Annotated in this window: 15 protein-coding genes and 2 tRNA genes; 14 read left to right on the forward strand and 3 right to left on the reverse strand. The window is 68.5% G+C overall.

Going from position 1 to position 15,712, the window contains the following annotated elements:
* Window positions 1-453 (forward strand): PP2C family protein-serine/threonine phosphatase (locus AC068Z_RS22680; protein WP_478558320.1); only part of this gene is annotated, 453 nt, incomplete at its 5' end.
* The gene (locus AC068Z_RS22685) at window positions 450-890 is read left to right on the forward strand and encodes an HD domain-containing protein (RefSeq protein ID WP_478558323.1); all 441 of its coding nucleotides are present in this window, start codon (window positions 450-452) and stop codon (window positions 888-890) included. The genes AC068Z_RS22680 and AC068Z_RS22685, both read left to right, overlap by 4 nt.
* Window position 891: 1 nt before the next feature.
* On the opposite strand, the gene AC068Z_RS22690 is transcribed toward AC068Z_RS22685, so the two are convergent.
* The gene (locus AC068Z_RS22690; RefSeq protein WP_478558326.1) at window positions 892-2,007 is read right to left on the reverse strand and encodes an acyltransferase family protein; all 1,116 of its coding nucleotides are present in this window, start codon (window positions 2,005-2,007) and stop codon (window positions 892-894) included.
* A 445-nt stretch (window positions 2,008-2,452) separates the two neighbouring features.
* Between AC068Z_RS22690 and AC068Z_RS22695 the strand changes: the two genes are divergently transcribed.
* Together AC068Z_RS22695 and AC068Z_RS22700 are read left to right on the forward strand one after the other, a co-directional pair.
* Window positions 2,453-2,647 (forward strand): hypothetical protein, encoded by a 195-nt coding sequence (locus AC068Z_RS22695; protein ID WP_093723671.1) that lies wholly within the window; start codon window positions 2,453-2,455, stop codon window positions 2,645-2,647.
* A 55-nt stretch (window positions 2,648-2,702) separates the two neighbouring features.
* Window positions 2,703-3,158, forward strand: coding sequence for a hypothetical protein (locus AC068Z_RS22700; protein WP_478558331.1), 456 nt, complete (start codon window positions 2,703-2,705; stop codon window positions 3,156-3,158).
* Between the two features lie 66 nt (window positions 3,159-3,224).
* Here the strand turns inward: AC068Z_RS22700 and AC068Z_RS22705 are convergent.
* A tRNA-Gly gene (locus AC068Z_RS22705) sits at window positions 3,225-3,295 on the reverse strand.
* A gap of 130 nt (window positions 3,296-3,425) precedes the next feature.
* Between AC068Z_RS22705 and AC068Z_RS22710 the strand changes: the two genes are divergently transcribed.
* The 5 genes from AC068Z_RS22710 (at window position 3,426) to clpX (ending at window position 8,145) form a co-directional block, all read left to right on the forward strand.
* Window positions 3,426-3,502, forward strand: a tRNA-Pro gene (locus AC068Z_RS22710).
* A 180-nt stretch (window positions 3,503-3,682) separates the two neighbouring features.
* Window positions 3,683-5,083 (forward strand): trigger factor, encoded by a 1,401-nt coding sequence (tig, locus tag AC068Z_RS22715; RefSeq protein ID WP_478558334.1) that lies wholly within the window; start codon window positions 3,683-3,685, stop codon window positions 5,081-5,083.
* Between the two features lie 245 nt (window positions 5,084-5,328).
* Window positions 5,329-5,934 carry an ATP-dependent Clp protease proteolytic subunit gene (locus tag AC068Z_RS22720; RefSeq protein ID WP_478558643.1) on the forward strand — a complete coding sequence of 202 codons (606 nt, stop codon included), beginning with the start codon at window positions 5,329-5,331 and terminating at the stop codon, window positions 5,932-5,934.
* 72 nt (window positions 5,935-6,006) lie between these two features.
* A complete protein-coding gene (locus AC068Z_RS22725; RefSeq protein WP_478558337.1) occupies window positions 6,007-6,687 on the forward strand; it encodes an ATP-dependent Clp protease proteolytic subunit in 681 nt (226 codons plus the stop codon).
* A gap of 171 nt (window positions 6,688-6,858) precedes the next feature.
* Window positions 6,859-8,145 carry an ATP-dependent Clp protease ATP-binding subunit ClpX gene (clpX, locus tag AC068Z_RS22730; RefSeq protein ID WP_126392213.1) on the forward strand — a complete coding sequence of 429 codons (1,287 nt, stop codon included), beginning with the start codon at window positions 6,859-6,861 and terminating at the stop codon, window positions 8,143-8,145.
* Window positions 8,146-8,220: 75 nt separating this feature from the next.
* Here the strand turns inward: clpX and AC068Z_RS22735 are convergent, their stop codons facing one another.
* Window positions 8,221-9,147 (reverse strand): hypothetical protein, encoded by a 927-nt coding sequence (locus AC068Z_RS22735; protein ID WP_478558342.1) that lies wholly within the window; start codon window positions 9,145-9,147, stop codon window positions 8,221-8,223.
* A gap of 136 nt (window positions 9,148-9,283) precedes the next feature.
* On the opposite strand from AC068Z_RS22735, the gene AC068Z_RS22740 reads away from it, so the two are divergent.
* The 5 genes from AC068Z_RS22740 (at window position 9,284) to AC068Z_RS22760 (ending at window position 15,710) form a co-directional block, all read left to right on the forward strand.
* Window positions 9,284-11,908 (forward strand): valine--tRNA ligase, encoded by a 2,625-nt coding sequence (locus AC068Z_RS22740; RefSeq protein WP_478558345.1) that lies wholly within the window; start codon window positions 9,284-9,286, stop codon window positions 11,906-11,908.
* A gap of 153 nt (window positions 11,909-12,061) precedes the next feature.
* Window positions 12,062-13,546 (forward strand): bifunctional tetrahydrofolate synthase/dihydrofolate synthase, encoded by a 1,485-nt coding sequence (gene folC, locus AC068Z_RS22745; protein WP_478558348.1) that lies wholly within the window; start codon window positions 12,062-12,064, stop codon window positions 13,544-13,546.
* A gap of 9 nt (window positions 13,547-13,555) precedes the next feature.
* Entirely contained in the window at window positions 13,556-13,912 is a 357-nt protein-coding gene (locus AC068Z_RS22750) for a DUF4233 domain-containing protein (protein ID WP_478558351.1), read from the forward strand.
* An 89-nt stretch (window positions 13,913-14,001) separates the two neighbouring features.
* Window positions 14,002-14,415 (forward strand): nucleoside-diphosphate kinase, encoded by a 414-nt coding sequence (gene ndk, locus AC068Z_RS22755; protein ID WP_478558354.1) that lies wholly within the window; start codon window positions 14,002-14,004, stop codon window positions 14,413-14,415.
* Window positions 14,416-14,690: 275 nt separating this feature from the next.
* On the forward strand, window positions 14,691-15,710 hold the full coding sequence (locus AC068Z_RS22760; protein ID WP_004001297.1) for a rod shape-determining protein: 1,020 nt from the start codon (window positions 14,691-14,693) through the stop codon (window positions 15,708-15,710).
* Window positions 15,711-15,712: the final 2 nt, after the last annotated feature.

Consider the following 15,712-nt stretch of genomic DNA (forward strand, 5'->3'; position numbering starts at 1 on the left):
TACCTGCTCCGCCAGGACTGGGACGAGGGCTTCGCGACCTCGATCCATCTCGTCCTGGACCTGGACTCCGGCGACTACGAGCTCTACTCCGCGGGGCACCCGCCGGGCCTTCAGCTCAGCGCCGGCAGCGGCCGCTGGGAGGAGAAGGCGGCGGAGGGCCCGCTGCTGGGTGTGTACGACGGTGCCCAGTTCGACCCCGTGAAGGGCTCGCTGCGTCCGGGGGACGTGTTGATGCTGTTCACGGACGGTCTGGTGGAGACCTCGGACCGTGACATCGTCGAGGGCATCGACCGCCTCACCGGCGAGGCCGACCGCTATGTCTCGGGCGGTTTCCACGGCGCCGCCTGGCATCTGATCGAGGCGGTCGCGAAGGACGTCAACGACGACCGCGCGCTGCTGCTCATCTGCCGCGAGGGTCCCACGGTGACGGCGCAGGCGGGCGTGCACGCATGAACCTCTCCGTCATCGAGTCCACGGCCCGAGCCGCCCACGAGGGCCAGACCGACAAGGCGGGCCGCCCCTACGCCGAGCACCTGGCGGCGGTCGCCGCCGGAGTCCGCGCCCGCGGCGGCGACGAGGACCAGATCGCGGCGGCCTGGCTGCACGACGCGATCGAGGACGACGCCCTCTCCGAGCACTGGCTGCACGAGGCCGCGCTGAGCGACCGTACGAAGGCCATCGTCCTGGCCCTCACCAAGCGGCCGGGGGAGCCGCCGGAGGCGTACGCGGCGAGGATCCTCGCCACACCGGGCGCCCTGCTGGTGAAGGAGTCGGACCTGGCGCACAACGCGGATCCGGCGAGGCTGGCGGTGCTGGACGAGCCGACGCGCGGACGCCTGACCGAGAAGTACACGAGGATGCGCGCACTTCTCGGCCTGGACTCCGGCTGAACTAGACCCCGGCCTTCTGCCGTTCCCGTGCCAGCTCGGCCGCGTCCCGCCTGAAGGCCCACTTCATCTCGGGCTCCATCACGCACCGGAACACCCGCCGCACCGGCGCGGTGCACAGCAGGGTCACCCCCACCGCCGCGAGCACGGTGACGAAGACCTCCCCGAGCGGCCGATGCAGCCACCCCGGCTCGAACCAGCCGAGATAGTCCCCGGCCTTCACCACGAACCCGTGCAGCAGGTAGCCGTAGAGCGTGCCCGCGCCCAGCGCGGTGAACCACATCTGCCGCCGCGGCACCCACGCGAAGAAGCACGCCGTGAGCACCAGCGAGCAGCCGAACAGGGCGAGCAGCATGACGGGCCCGGTCCACCACGGCGCCCCCAGCTCCTGCGCGGAGTCGCGGTGGTAGAACCAGCCGGTGTTCATCCGCGGTACGGACCACCAGCCGACGGCCAGCGCCGCCGCGAACACCGGCACGGACAGCATCCGCACCGAGCGCCGGCGCGCCCAGTGGAAGTGCTCGGCCTTCATGCTGAGGCCCAGTACGAAGAACGGCAGGAACTGCAGCACCCGCTGGAGGTCGAGGTCGTCGCCGATCTCCGGGGTGACGGAGGCCAGCATCGCGATACCGAGCGCGACGGGCAGCGGCCACCGGATCAGCTTCCAGATCGGCGTGGTCAGCCGCCAGACGAACAGCGCGACCAGGAACCAGGTGAGGTACCAGGGATCGAGCAGGCTGATCTCCATGCCCGGGTCGTGGTCGATCACGCGCTTGAACAGGGGATAGGCGGTCTCGAAGACGATGTACGGCACCGCGACGCCGGTGATCAGCCGGCGCAGCCGGTCGGGGCGCATGTCGAAGCTGCGGGAGAAGTAGCCCGAGATGATGATGAACGCCGGCATGTGGAAGGCGTACACGACGGTGTACAGCCCCTCCAGGATCCGGCTGTCGCCCTTCAGCGGCTCCCAGGAGTGGCCGATGGCCACCAGCACGATCGCCAGGAACTTGGCGTTGTCGAAGAAGGCGTCGCGCTGCTTGCCGGCGGGGGTGTTCGGTCTCTGCTGTTTCTGCGGCGAGCGCGGACTCGGCACGGTGAGGGACGAGGCAGCGTGGAACATCTGAGGCACCCTAGCGGCGGCTGTGCGTATTCGTAAAACGAGCGACGTCATTAGCGCTTATACGAGATGAACGAGCCACTACGACACTCGACTTACGTCCGGCTTGTCCCGAAGAATCCCTACTAAATGGGGCATAGGGTCAGGTTTGGCGGGTAGGAGAGGGCACCCTGTGATGACAATTCGAAATGCCCGCGAACGAGTTGTGTGGACGTGGAAACGATCACGTCGAATTCCCCGTACGGGGGTGGGTTCGAATTACCGTGCGGGGCGCGCTGGATGGTCGCCCGCGCGGACCGGTACCGCCTGCACCGGACCGAGTTGTGGCCACTGATGCCCCACCCGCCGCATACGGCGGGCCCGTTGGTGGCACGATGGTTCTGGCGGGGGTGTGCGGGGATGGCGCCCCTGGGCCGGGAGAGCGGACCGACCGAGGGTGTGATCAGTTGTGGCCATTTCGCTGTCAGTGGTGCTGCTGTTGGCGATCATCATGGTGGTGTTGATCCGTGGCGGCTCCCTCAAGGCCGGCCCCGCCGTCGTCGCCGTGCTCTTCGGCTTCTTCCTCGCCTCGACCGGCATGGCCGACGACATCCAGCGGTTCCTGGACTCGATAGCCGAGACGATCAACTCGATCCAGTTCTAGGCCTGCGTCCGCAAACCGGTTGCCGCGCACCGCGGGCGCCCGCGCATACTGCGCCATGAGCAGATTCGCGCAGGTCGTGGTGCTGGCCTTGTACGCAGGCGAGGTCATGGAGCCGCTCACGCGGGATGACGACACGCGCACCTGGCGTGGCCGGTTCGTCCCGATCGAGAGTCAGTGGGGCCGCTCTTTCGGGGTCGGCTGGGCGACGGAGTTCGAGCGCATGGGGTCGCGCACCGGCCTGCTGCGACACCTGGAGTCCCTGCCCTGGCCATACCCCGAGAGCGTCCAGGTCCTGATCCACGACCAGGATGACGACTGCTTCGGCCTCTGGATGATCCACGACGGCAGGCTGGTCGAGGTGCCGCTGCCGCGCACGGAGCGCTTCCACCAGCCGGCCCCGCCCACGGAGGAGTTCGCGCCCGACCCCGGAGAGCTGCTCCGCACGGATCTGGGCCGCCCCCTGCCGGACCGGACCCCTGTCGAGCACCAGGACCCCCGACCGTCCTGGTGACGGCCCCCGGAAACGATCAGGGCCAGGCGGAGGAATCTTCCTCTGACCTGGCCCTGAGCCATACAGAGCGGGCGACGGGAATCGAACCCGCGTAGCTAGTTTGGAAGACTAGGGCTCTACCATTGAGCTACGCCCGCACAGGACGCGCCGCAGGTCAGGTGACCGCGGCACTGGAGGCATCGTAGCGGGTCGGCGCCCCTCGGCGCACACCCCATAAATGCGGCAACCCCACTGCCTGCGGCCATGTACCCTACGTGTCGCACCAGACGGGGTGTGGCGCAGCTTGGTAGCGCGTCCGCTTTGGGAGCGGAAGGCCGTGGGTTCAAATCCCGCCACCCCGACCACCTGCTCGATCGTCGGCGGTCGTCCCCAGTGATCGCCTTTGGGTCGTTCAGCGCCTGCGGTTACTATGCAAGCTGCGCGCCCGTGTGTCTCTCACTCCCTGAAGTCCTCCGGGCGGCGAATTTGCCGGACCAGTCTGGCTCCGGCAGAAACCAAGAAGTCAGCCACAAGGAGACCGAACCGTGAAGAGCGCCGTGGAGACCCTGAACCCGACCCGGGTTCGGCTCACTGTCGAGGTGCCCTTCGAGGAGCTCAAGGACAGCCTCGACGCGGCGTACAAGAAGATCAACCAGCAGGTCACGGTGAAGGGCTTCCGCAAGGGCAAGATCCCCGCCCGGGTCATCGACCAGCGGTTCGGCCGTGGCGCCGTGCTGGAGGAGGCCGTCAACGACGCGCTTCCGAAGTTCTACACGGAGGCGGTCAACGAGGCCGAGCTCAACGTCCTGGGCCAGCCCGAGGTCGACATCACGGAGCTGAAGGACGGCGAGACGCTGAACTTCACCGCCGAGGTCGACGTCCGCCCGACCATCGAGATCCCGGACTACTCCGGCATCGAGGTCGAGGTCGACGCCGTCGAGGTCACCGACGAGGACATCGACAAGTCGGTCGAGCAGCTCCGCGAGCGCTTCGCGTCCACCTCCCCGGTGGAGCGCGCCGCCGAGGACGGCGACGTCGTCACCATCGACCTGGAGGCCAAGGTCGACGGCGAGGTCCTGGAGGACGGCGTCGCCGCCGGCGTCTCCTACACCATCGGCTCCGGTGAGCTGCTGGACGGCATCGACGACGCCGTGAAGGGCCTGGAGGCCGGGGCCGAGGCCACCTTCACCTCCGAGCTCAAGGGCGGCTCCGCGGCCGGCAAGGAGGCCGAGGTCACCGTCAAGGTCACCCAGGTCGCCGCCCGCGAACTCCCCGAGCTGGACGACGAGTTCGCGCAGCTTGCCTCCGAGTTCGACACCCTCGACGAGCTGAAGGCCGACAGCCGCAAGCGCCTCGAGAACATGAAGCAGTACGACCAGGCCACGCAGGCCCAGGAGCGCGTCCTGGAGAAGCTGCTCGAGCTGGTCGAGGTCCCGGTCCCCGAGAAGCTGCTCGAGGACGAGATCAACACCCGTAAGCACAACCTCGAGCACCACCAGCTCGGCCAGATGGGCCTCGACCTCGGGAAGTACCTGGAGATCCAGGGCAAGACCGAGGAAGAGTTCGACGCCGAGACCAAGGAAGCCGCGGTCAAGGGCATCAAGACGCAGTTCGTCCTCGACGAGCTCGTCAAGCAGGAGAAGCTCAACGTCAACCAGGAGGAGCTCACCGAGCACCTCATGCGGCGCGCGGCCTCCTCCGGCATGTCTCCCGACCAGTTCGCCCAGGCGGTCGTCGAGGGCGGCCAGGTTCCGCTCCTGGTCGGCGAGGTCGCCCGCGGCAAGGCCCTGGCCGTCGTGGTCGAGAAGGCCACGGTCAAGGACACCAACGGCGAGATCATCGACCTGGACGACGAGGACGAGGTCGAGGCCGCCACGGACGTCGCCGCCGAGGCCACCGAGGCCGACGCCACCGAGGCCGAGGCCGAGGAGAAGACCGAGGGCTGAGCGACGCCCTCGGCACCGGTAACGCCGTAGGAAGGGCCCTGGGGACACACTCCCCGGGGCCCTTTCCCGGTTTGCGGCCCCGCACTCGCCCGCACACCGGAAGTGACCACCGCGCTACGCCCCCGGCGAACACTCCCCACTCCGGGATTCCCCGAAGGGACCAGCGCGTTAGGGTCCATGAATAGGGAAACGTGAGACGGCCCGGCGCCGTCGTAAGACGAGCAGGTGGATACGTGACGAATCTGATGCCTTCAGCCGCCGGCGAGCCTTCCATCGGTGGTGGCCTCGGCGACCAGGTCTACAACCGGCTGCTCAACGAGCGGATCATCTTCCTCGGCCAGCCGGTCGACGACGACATCGCGAACAAGATCACCGCGCAGCTGCTGCTCCTTGCCGCGGACCCGGACAAGGACATCTACCTCTACATCAACAGCCCGGGCGGTTCGATCACGGCCGGTATGGCGATCTACGACACCATGCAGTTCATCAAGAACGACGTGGTGACCATCGCCATGGGCCTCGCCGCCTCGATGGGCCAGTTCCTGCTCAGCGCGGGCACGCCCGGCAAGCGCTTCGCGCTGCCGAACGCCGAGATCCTGATCCACCAGCCGTCCGCCGGCCTGGCGGGCTCGGCCTCGGACATCAAGATCCACGCCGAGCGGCTGCTGCACACCAAGAAGCGCATGGCCGAGCTCACGGCCCAGCACACCGGCCAGACCATTGAGCAGATCACCCGCGACTCGGACCGCGACCGTTGGTTCGACGCCATCGAGGCCAAGGAGTACGGCCTCATCGACGACGTCATTCCCACGGCCGCCGGTATGCCGGGCGGCGGCGGCACCGGGGCCTGAGCCCCGTCGCGGGGCCGGCGACAGCCCCGCTCAGCCCTTCAGCCGACCGCCTCAGCCCCTAGGAGACAGACAGTGAACGACTTCCCCGGCAGCGGCCTGTACGACCGCGCGCGCGCCGAGTACACGGGCCCGGCCGCCGAGTCCCGGTACGTCATCCCCCGCTTCGTCGAGCGCACCTCGCAGGGCATCCGCGAGTACGACCCGTACGCGAAGCTCTTCGAGGAGCGCGTGATCTTCCTCGGCGTGCAGATCGACGACGCCTCCGCCAACGACGTCATGGCGCAGCTGCTGTGCCTGGAGTCGATGGACCCCGACCGGGACATCTCGGTCTACATCAACAGCCCCGGCGGCTCCTTCACGGCGCTGACGGCCATCTACGACACGATGCAGTTCGTGAAGCCGGACATCCAGACGGTCTGCATGGGCCAGGCGGCCTCCGCCGCCGCCGTCCTGCTGGCCGCCGGTACGCCCGGCAAGCGCATGGCGCTGCCGAACGCCCGCGTCCTGATCCACCAGCCGTACAGCGAGACGGGCCGCGGTCAGGTGTCCGACCTGGAGATCGCCGCGAACGAGATCCTGCGGATGCGCTCGCAGCTGGAGGAGATGCTGGCCAAGCACTCCACCACGCCGATCGAGAAGATCCGCGAGGACATCGAGCGCGACAAGATCCTCACGGCCGAGGACGCCCTGTCGTACGGCCTGATCGACCAGATCATCTCCACCCGGAAGATGAACAACGCGGCCGTGCGCTGACGCGGAGGCTGTATCGTCGGCCGCTCCTTGGCACGGTGCACGACAAAGTGAACCGTGCCAAGGGGGGCCCGAACGAGGGCCCCGGCAAGGTACCGTCGGACATAAGGCAGCACCAGGAGCCGCTGGATTCGAAAGCGTCCAGTCGTCTCCCAGGCGAAGGGGAAGCACACCGTGGCACGCATCGGTGACGGCGGCGATCTGCTCAAGTGCTCGTTCTGCGGCAAGAGCCAGAAGCAGGTCAAGAAGCTCATCGCAGGGCCCGGTGTGTACATCTGCGACGAGTGCATCGACCTCTGCAACGAGATCATCGAGGAAGAGCTCGCGGAGACCAGCGAGGTGCGCTGGGAGGAGCTCCCGAAGCCTCGCGAGATCTACGAGTTCCTCGAGGGCTACGTGGTCGGCCAGGAGGCGGCCAAGAAGGCCCTCTCCGTCGCGGTGTACAACCACTACAAGCGGGTCCAGGCCGGTGAGAACGGCGGCGGTCAAAGCCGCGAGGACGCCATCGAGTTGGCGAAGTCGAACATCCTCCTGCTGGGCCCCACGGGCTCCGGGAAGACCCTGCTGGCCCAGACCCTGGCCCGGATGCTCAACGTCCCGTTCGCGATCGCCGACGCGACGGCGCTGACGGAGGCCGGCTATGTGGGCGAGGACGTCGAGAACATCCTGCTCAAGCTGATCCAGGCGGCGGACTACGACGTCAAGAAGGCCGAGACCGGGATCATCTACATCGATGAGATCGACAAGGTCGCCAGGAAGAGTGAAAACCCCTCCATCACCCGGGACGTGTCGGGCGAGGGCGTGCAGCAGGCGCTGCTGAAGATCCTGGAGGGCACGACCGCCTCGGTCCCGCCCCAGGGCGGCCGCAAGCACCCCCACCAGGAGTTCATCCAGATCGACACGACGAACGTGCTGTTCATCGTGGGCGGTGCCTTCGCGGGCCTGGAGAAGATCATCGAGTCCCGGGCCGGCGCCAAGGGCATCGGCTTCGGCGCGACGATCCGCTCCAAGCGGGAGCTGGAGGCGAAGGACCAGTTCGAGGACGTCATGCCCGAGGACCTGGTCAAGTTCGGCATGATCCCCGAGTTCATCGGCCGCCTCCCCGTCATCACCTCGGTCCACAACCTCGACCGCGAGGCCCTGCTCCAGATCCTGGTGGAGCCGCGTAACGCCCTGGTGAAGCAATACCAGCGGCTGTTCGAACTCGACGGTGTGGAACTGGACTTCGAGCGCGAGGCCCTGGAGGCCATCGCCGACCAGGCCATCCTCCGCCAGACCGGCGCCCGCGGCCTGCGCGCCATCATGGAGGAAGTCCTCATGTCGGTGATGTACGAGGTCCCCTCCCGCAAGGACGTAGCCCGAGTGGTCATCACGGCAGACGTCGTCCACTCCAACGTGAACCCGACCCTCATCCCGCGCGACGCCCGAGGGCGGGGCCCGGGGGAGCAGAAGACGGCGTAACAGCGCCAGCCGCACGAGAAGGGGCCCCGGTCGACCGACCGGGGCCCCTTTCGGCGTTGCTTCCGACGACGAGCGTCAGATCTTGACGCGGACTTCCTTGCGGAGGTCGGAGGTGATCTTGGCTACCTCCGTCGGGTCGGCGTCCTTGCCGGCCGCGATGTCGGCGAACTCCAGCGGCAGGACGAATCCGATCGTGCTGTAGTCGCCCCAGATGCAGTACGTCATGTTCATCTCGGTCGGCTCACCCGAACCCGCGGTGGCGTCCTCGTTCTTCATCACGGCCTGCTGGCACTTCAGGACGGTGCCGTCGAAGCCCTCGGGGGTGTACGCCTTCGGCTCGCCCTCGATGGTGACGCCGTCCTTCTCCGCGTCCTTCTTCATGTAGGCGAAGAGCCCGTCGACCGCCTTCTCGGGGTCCTCGATCTCGCCGTAGACACCGCCGAACGACAGCAGCTTGCCCGCCAGCGGGTTGTCCTCGTCCGCACCCGCCTCGTAGTCCCCGTTGACGTCCTTGGGGTTCTTGACGCCCCAGTCCTCGGCGTTCTCCAGGTCTTCCTTGGTCATCGCGCCGCCCGAGCCGTCGCTCTCGGACTTCTTGTACTCGGTGAGGACCGTGGCCGGCGCGGTGAGCTTGTGCGGGCCGTCGTCGCCGGCGTCCGTGCCGCTGCCGCCACCCCCGCCGATGACGAAGTACGCGCCCACCGCGATAGCCGCGACGACCGCGACCGCGCCGAGGATCAGGCCCGTCTTCTTCTTGCCGCCGCCGCCGCCCGGGGCCGGGGGGTGCGGGACGGAGCCGTAGGGGGGCTGCTGGCCGTAGCCCTGCTGGGGCGGCGGGGCCTGCTGCGGGTAGCCGTAACCCGGCTGGGGAGCCTGCGGCTGCTGGGGGTAGCCGTAGCCGGGCTGCGGAGCCTGCGGCTGCTGGCCGTACGGACCCGGCTGGCCGTACGGTCCGGGCTGCTGGGGCTGCCCGCCGTACGGGCCCGGCTGGTTGTAGCTCATTACTGGGTTCCCCTCCAGATGCTTATGTGTTCCTGACATCCTGGCGCAGACATGGCGACCGGAAGGCATCGGGGTCCCCACCGTTACAGAACAAAGGCGTTTCGGGACACGCCCGAGACACCCCTAAACTGAGCCCGTGACCGAGAACGCTCAGCAGCAGCCACCAGCGCCCGACACCGAACTGCCGACCCAGTACGCGCCGGCCGATGTAGAGGGGCCGCTGTACGAGCGCTGGGTAGAGCGCGGTTACTTCGAGGCCGACGCGAAGAGTGACAAGCCGGCCTACACGGTCGTCATCCCTCCGCCCAACGTCACCGGGTCCCTGCACCTCGGGCACGCCTTCGAGCACACCCTCATCGACGCCCTGACCCGCCGTAAGCGCATGCAGGGTCACGAGACGCTCTGGCAGCCCGGCATGGACCACGCCGGCATCGCCACCCAGAACGTCGTCGAGCGCGAGCTCGCGAAGGAGGGCAAGTCCCGTCACGACCTCGGCCGGGAGGCCTTCGTCGAGCGCGTCTGGCAGTGGAAGGGCGAGTCCGGCGGGCAGATCTCCGGGCAGATGCGCCGCCTCGGTGACGGCGTCGCCTGGTCGCGTGAGCGCTTCACCATGGACGAGGGGCTCTCGCAGGCCGTCCAGACCATCTTCAAGCGGCTCTACGACGACGAACTCATCTACCGCGCCGAGCGCATCATCAACTGGTGCCCGCGCTGTCTGACCGCCATCTCCGACATCGAGGTCGAGTACCAGGACGACGACGGCGAGCTGGTCTCCATCCGGTACGGCGAGGGTGACGACTCCATCGTCGTCGCCACCACCCGCGCCGAGACCATGCTCGGCGACACCGCCGTCGCCGTTCACCCCGAGGACGAGCGGTACAAGCACCTCGTCGGCCGCGAGATCGAACTGCCGCTCACCGGCCGCCGTATCCCCGTCGTCGCCGACGAGCACGTCGACCCCGAGTTCGGCACCGGTGCCGTCAAGGTCACCCCGGCGCACGACCCGAACGACTTCGAGATCGGCCAGCGGCACAACCTGCCCGCCGTCGCCGTGATGGACGAGCACGCCGTCATCACCGCCCACGGCCCCTTCCAGGGCCTGGACCGGCTCGAGGCGCGGTCGGCGATCGTCGCCGCCCTGCGCGCCGACGGCCGGATCGTCGCCGAGAAGCGGCCGTACGTCCACAGCGTCGGCCACTGCTCGCGCTGCAAGACCACCATCGAGCCCCGTCTGTCCATGCAGTGGTGGGTCAAGGTCGGCCCGCTGGCGAAGGCCGCCGGTGACGCGGTCCGCGAGGGCAAGGTCAAGATCCATCCGCAGGAGATGGAGAAGCGGTACTTCGACTGGGTCGACAACCTCCACGACTGGTGCATCTCGCGGCAGTTGTGGTGGGGTCACCGGATCCCGGTCTGGTACGGCCCGAACGGCGAGGTCGTCTGCGTCGGACCGGACGACGAGGCCCCCACCGGCGAGGGCTGGCACCAGGACACCGACGTCCTGGACACCTGGTTCTCCTCCGGCCTGTGGCCCTTCTCGACCCTCGGCTGGCCCGAACAGACCGAGTCGCTCGCGAAGTTCTACCCGAACTCCGTCCTGGTCACCGGCTACGACATCCTCTTCTTCTGGGTCGCCCGGATGATGATGTTCGGCCTGTACGCGATGGACGGCACCCCGCCGTTCCACACCATCGCCCTGCACGGCATGGTCCGCGACCAGTTCGGCAAGAAGATGTCGAAGTCCTTCGGCAACGCGGTCAACCCGCTGGACTGGATGGACAAGTACGGCTCCGACGCGCTCCGGTTCACCCTCGCGCGCGGCGCCAACCCCGGCGTCGACGTCCCGATCGGCGAGGACTGGGTCCAGGGCTCCCGCAACTTCGCCAACAAGATCTGGAACGCCACGCGCTTCGCGCTGATGAACGGCGCGACGGTCGACGGCGAACTGCCCGACGCCTCGCGCATGTCGGCGACGGACCGCTGGATCCTGTCCCGCCTCAACTCCGTCGTCGCCGAAGTCGACGCGCTGTACGAGGACTTCCAGTTCGCGAAGCTCTCCGACGCGCTGTTCCACTTCGCCTGGGACGAGGTCTTCGACTGGTACGTCGAGCTGTCCAAGACCACCTTCCAGGCGGGCGGCGAGCCGGCCGAGGTCAGCAAGCGGGTCCTCGGCGAGGTCCTCGACGTCACCCTGAAGCTGCTGCACCCCGTGGTCCCGTTCGTCACGGAGACCCTGTGGACCACCCTCACCGGTGGCGAGTCCGTCGTCATCGCCGAGTGGCCGACGGACAGCGGCTTCCGGGACGCGGCGGCCGAGCGCGAGATCGAGTCGCTCCAGTCCGTCATCACCGAGGTCCGCCGCTTCCGCGCCGACCAGGGCCTCCAGCCGGGGCAGCGGGTTCCGGCCCGGCTGTCCCTGGACGGCACGGCGCTCGCGCCGCACGAGGCCGCCATCCGCCAGCTGCTGCGCCTGCAGCCGGAGGGCGAGGACTTCACGGCGACGGCGACCCTGCCGGTCGCGGGCGCGGAGGTCGCGCTCGACCTCTCGGGCACGATCGACGTCGCGGCGGAGCGCAAGCGCCTTGCGAAGGACCTGGCGGCGGCCGAGAAGGAGAAGGCCCAGGCCACGGCCAAGCTCGGCAACGAGGCGTTCCTGGCGAAGGCCCCGGACAACGTGGTGGACAAGATCCGCGGCCGCCTGGCCAAGGCGGACGAGGACATCGCCCGGATCCAGGCCCAGCTGGACCGGCTGCCTTCTGTCTGACAGTTACGACGATGGCTCCCGGTGCTGTGGAAGCGCCGGGAGCCTCGGCAGGCCCAGGGGCTCGGGGAACCGCGCGACCAGCCACGCACGCGCCCGCACCCGCCGGACGAGACCAGCCACCCTCCCCCCTGGGCCCCGCCTTAGACTGACCCCGTGAGTGAAAGCGACCCGTTCGACGAGATCATCGCGGAAGAGACCGACCGCGACCCCGATCTCGCGGTCATCGAGGCCGGCAGCCGTACCCTCCGAACCCAGGGCGGCGCGCCGCAGGCAGACGTGCCCGGACGACCCGAGGACCCCGAGGTCGACAAGGCCCTGCGCGAGGTGGAGGCGGACCTCGCCACGCGGTGGGGCGAGACCAAGCTGGAGCCCTCGGTCAGCCGGATCGCCGCCCTGATGGACGTGCTGGGCGAGCCGCAGCGCTCGTACCCCTCGATCCACATCACCGGGACGAACGGCAAGACCTCCACCGCCCGCATGATCGAGGCGCTGCTCGGCGCCTTCGAACTGCGCACGGGCCGCTACACCTCGCCGCACGTGCAGTCCATCACCGAGCGCATCAGCCTCGACGGCGCTCCCATCGACGCTGAGCGGTTCATCGAGACGTACAACGACATCAAGCCGTACGTCGAGATGGTCGACGCGGCGCAGGAGTACCGGCTGTCCTTCTTCGAGGTGCTGACCGGCATGGCGTACGCGGCCTTCGCGGACGCCCCCGTCGACGTGGCCGTCGTCGAGGTCGGCATGGGCGGCTCGTGGGACGCGACGAACGTCATCGACGGTGACGTCGCCGTGGTCACCCCCATCGACCTGGACCACACCGACCGGCTCGGTGAGACGCCCGCCGAGATCGCCGTGGAGAAGTCCGGCATCGTCAAGCAGGACGCGACCGTCATCCTGGCCCAGCAGCCGGTGGACGCGGCGCAGGTGCTGCTGAAGAAGGCCGTCGAGGTCGACGCCACCGTCGCCCGTGAGGGCCTGGAGTTCGGGGTCGTCGCCCGGCAGGTCGCCGTCGGCGGACAACTGGTCACCCTGCGCGGACTCGGCGGCGAGTACCCCGAGGTCTACCTCCCGCTGCACGGCGCCCACCAGGCGCACAACGCCGCCGTGGCGCTCGCCGCGGTGGAGGCGTTCTTCGGCGTCGGCGCGATGCGCGCCGAGCCGCTCGACATCGACACCGTCCGCAAGGCCTTCGCGGCGGTCTCCTCGCCGGGCCGGATGGAGGTCGTACGCCGGTCGCCGACGATCGTGCTGGACGCCGCGCACAACCCGGCGGGCGCGCGGGTGACCGCCGAGGCGATCGGTGAGGCCTTCGACTTCAGCCGGCTGATCGGCGTGGTCGGGGCCAGCGGTGACAAGAACGTGCGCGGGCTGCTGGAGGCCTTCGAGCCGATCTTCGCCGAGGTCGTGATCACCCAGAACTCCAGCCACCGCGCGATGAACGCCGACGAACTGGCCGCCGTCGCCGTGGAAGTGTTCGGCGACGATCGGGTGCAGGTCGAGCCGCGGCTGCCGGACGCCCTGGAGGCCGCGATCACGCTGGCCGAGGAGGAGGGCGAGTTCACCGGTGGCGGGGTGCTCGTGACCGGTTCCGTCATCACGGTCGGCGAGGCACGACTGCTGCTCGGGAAGGGCTGAGGTTTTCGCATGCGTACGCTCTGTGCGTCGACGCTGATCGGCGAGTTCTTCGTGATCGGCTTCGCCGGTCTGGTCGCCATGAAGGATCCGGATCTGTCCATGTCGACCGTGTGGACGGTCAGCGGCATCGCCATGTTCCTGTGCCTGGTGCTGTGCGGCCTGGTCACCCGGCCGGGCGGCATCGCGATGGGCTGGGCGCTCCAGGCCGTGCTGATCGCCTCCGGCTTCGTCGTCCCGACGATGTTCGTCCTGGGCGCGGCCTTCGCGGCCCTGTGGTGGGCCTCGGTCCACTACGGCCGGCAGATCGACGAGTCCAAGGCGAGATTCGCGGCGCAGGCCGAGGCCTCCACCCCCGACGCGGCCTGACCCTCTACACCTGACGCTGCGTAACGCAGTCCCGGACACGCCGGGTAACCTTCGTCTTCCCGCACACCTTGATGTCTTAGGAGCCCGTCGTGACCCAGCGCACCCTCGTCCTCCTCAAGCCCGACGCCGTCCGTCGTGGCCTGACCGGCGAGATCATCAGCCGCATCGAGCGCAAGGCGGGCTGGCGGATCACCGCGCTGGAGCTGCGCACCCTGGACCAGGAGACCCTGGAGCAGCACTACGGCGAGCACAAGGGCAAGCCGTTCTACGAGCCGCTGGTGGAGTTCATGTCCTCCGGCCCGGTCGTGGCCCTGATCGTCGAGGGCGAGCGGGTCATCGAGGGTGTGCGCGCGCTGGCCGGCCCGACCGACCCGATCGCCGCCGCGCCCGGCTCCATCCGCGGCGACTACGGCGTGATCGTCCGCGAGAACCTCATCCACGCCTCGGACTCCGAGGAGTCCGCTGAACGCGAGGTGAAGATCTTCTTCCCCGGCCGCGCCTGAGCCGTAACGCCTGAAGCAGCAGACCGGAGAGCCCGGGGGCAAAGCCTCCGGACTTTCTGGCATATGCGGGGCGTTCGGGGGAACGAGAGTCCCCAAACGCTCGTCTCCAGGAGCGAACCCGCACATCATCTGCTGACAATGGCGAAGGACCCTCACGCCGTGTTCGCGAAGGCGCGTCTACGATGGAAGCCTTCACGTCACAGCACCCACCTCGCCGACCTGAAAAGCCCTCAAAAGCCAGCGGGAAGGCCAGACGAATCTCGATGGGGAACTCAATGTCGTTCATCGGCCGTGACATGGCTGTCGACCTCGGGACCGCCAACACGCTGGTGTACGTCAGGGGTCGCGGGATCGTACTCAACGAGCCGTCCGTCGTCGCCATCAACACCAACACCGGTGGCATCCTCGCGGTCGGCGCCGAAGCGAAGAAGATGATCGGGCGCACGCCCGGCAACATCGTTGCCGTGCGTCCGCTGAAGGACGGCGTGATCGCCGACTTCGAGATCACCGAGCGGATGCTCCGCTACTTCATCCTGAAGATCCACAAGCGGCGGTATCTGGCTCGCCCGCGGGTCGTCGTCTGTGTGCCCTCGGGCATCACCGGCGTCGAGCGCCGCGCCGTCATCGAGGCGTCGTCCCAGGCCGGCGCCCGTCAGGTGCACATCATCGAGGAGCCCATGGCCGCGGCCATCGGCTCCGGCCTGCCGGTCCACGAGGCCACGGGCAACATGGTGGTCGACATCGGCGGCGGCACCACGGAGGTCGCGGTCATCTCCCTCGGCGGCATCGTCACCGCCCAGTCCATCCGGGTCGCGGGCGACGAACTGGACAACGCGATCATCCAGCACATCAAGAAGGAGTACTCGCTCCTGCTGGGTGAGCGCACGGCCGAGCAGATCAAGATCACGATCGGTTCGGCGTACGACCTCGACTCCGACGAGCACACCGAAATCCGCGGCCGGGACCTCGTCTCCGGGCTGCCCAAGACCGTCGTCATCTCCGCCGCCGAAGTGCGCAAGGCGATCGAGGAACCCGTCAACGCCATCGTGGACGCGGTCAAGACGACCCTCGACAAGTGTCCGCCGGAGCTCTCCGGCGACATCATGGACCGGGGCATCGTCCTGACCGGCGGCGGCGCGTTGCTGCGCGGCCTCGACGAACGGCTGCGCCGGGAGACCGGCATGCCGATCCACATCGCGGAGGACCCGCTGGACAGCGTGGCGCTCGGCTCCGGCAAGTGCGTCGAGGAGTTCGAGGCGCTCCAGCAGGTCCTGGACGCCCAGCCGCGCAGATGACG

Source organism: Streptomyces sp. NPDC043726, from assembly GCF_056436565.1.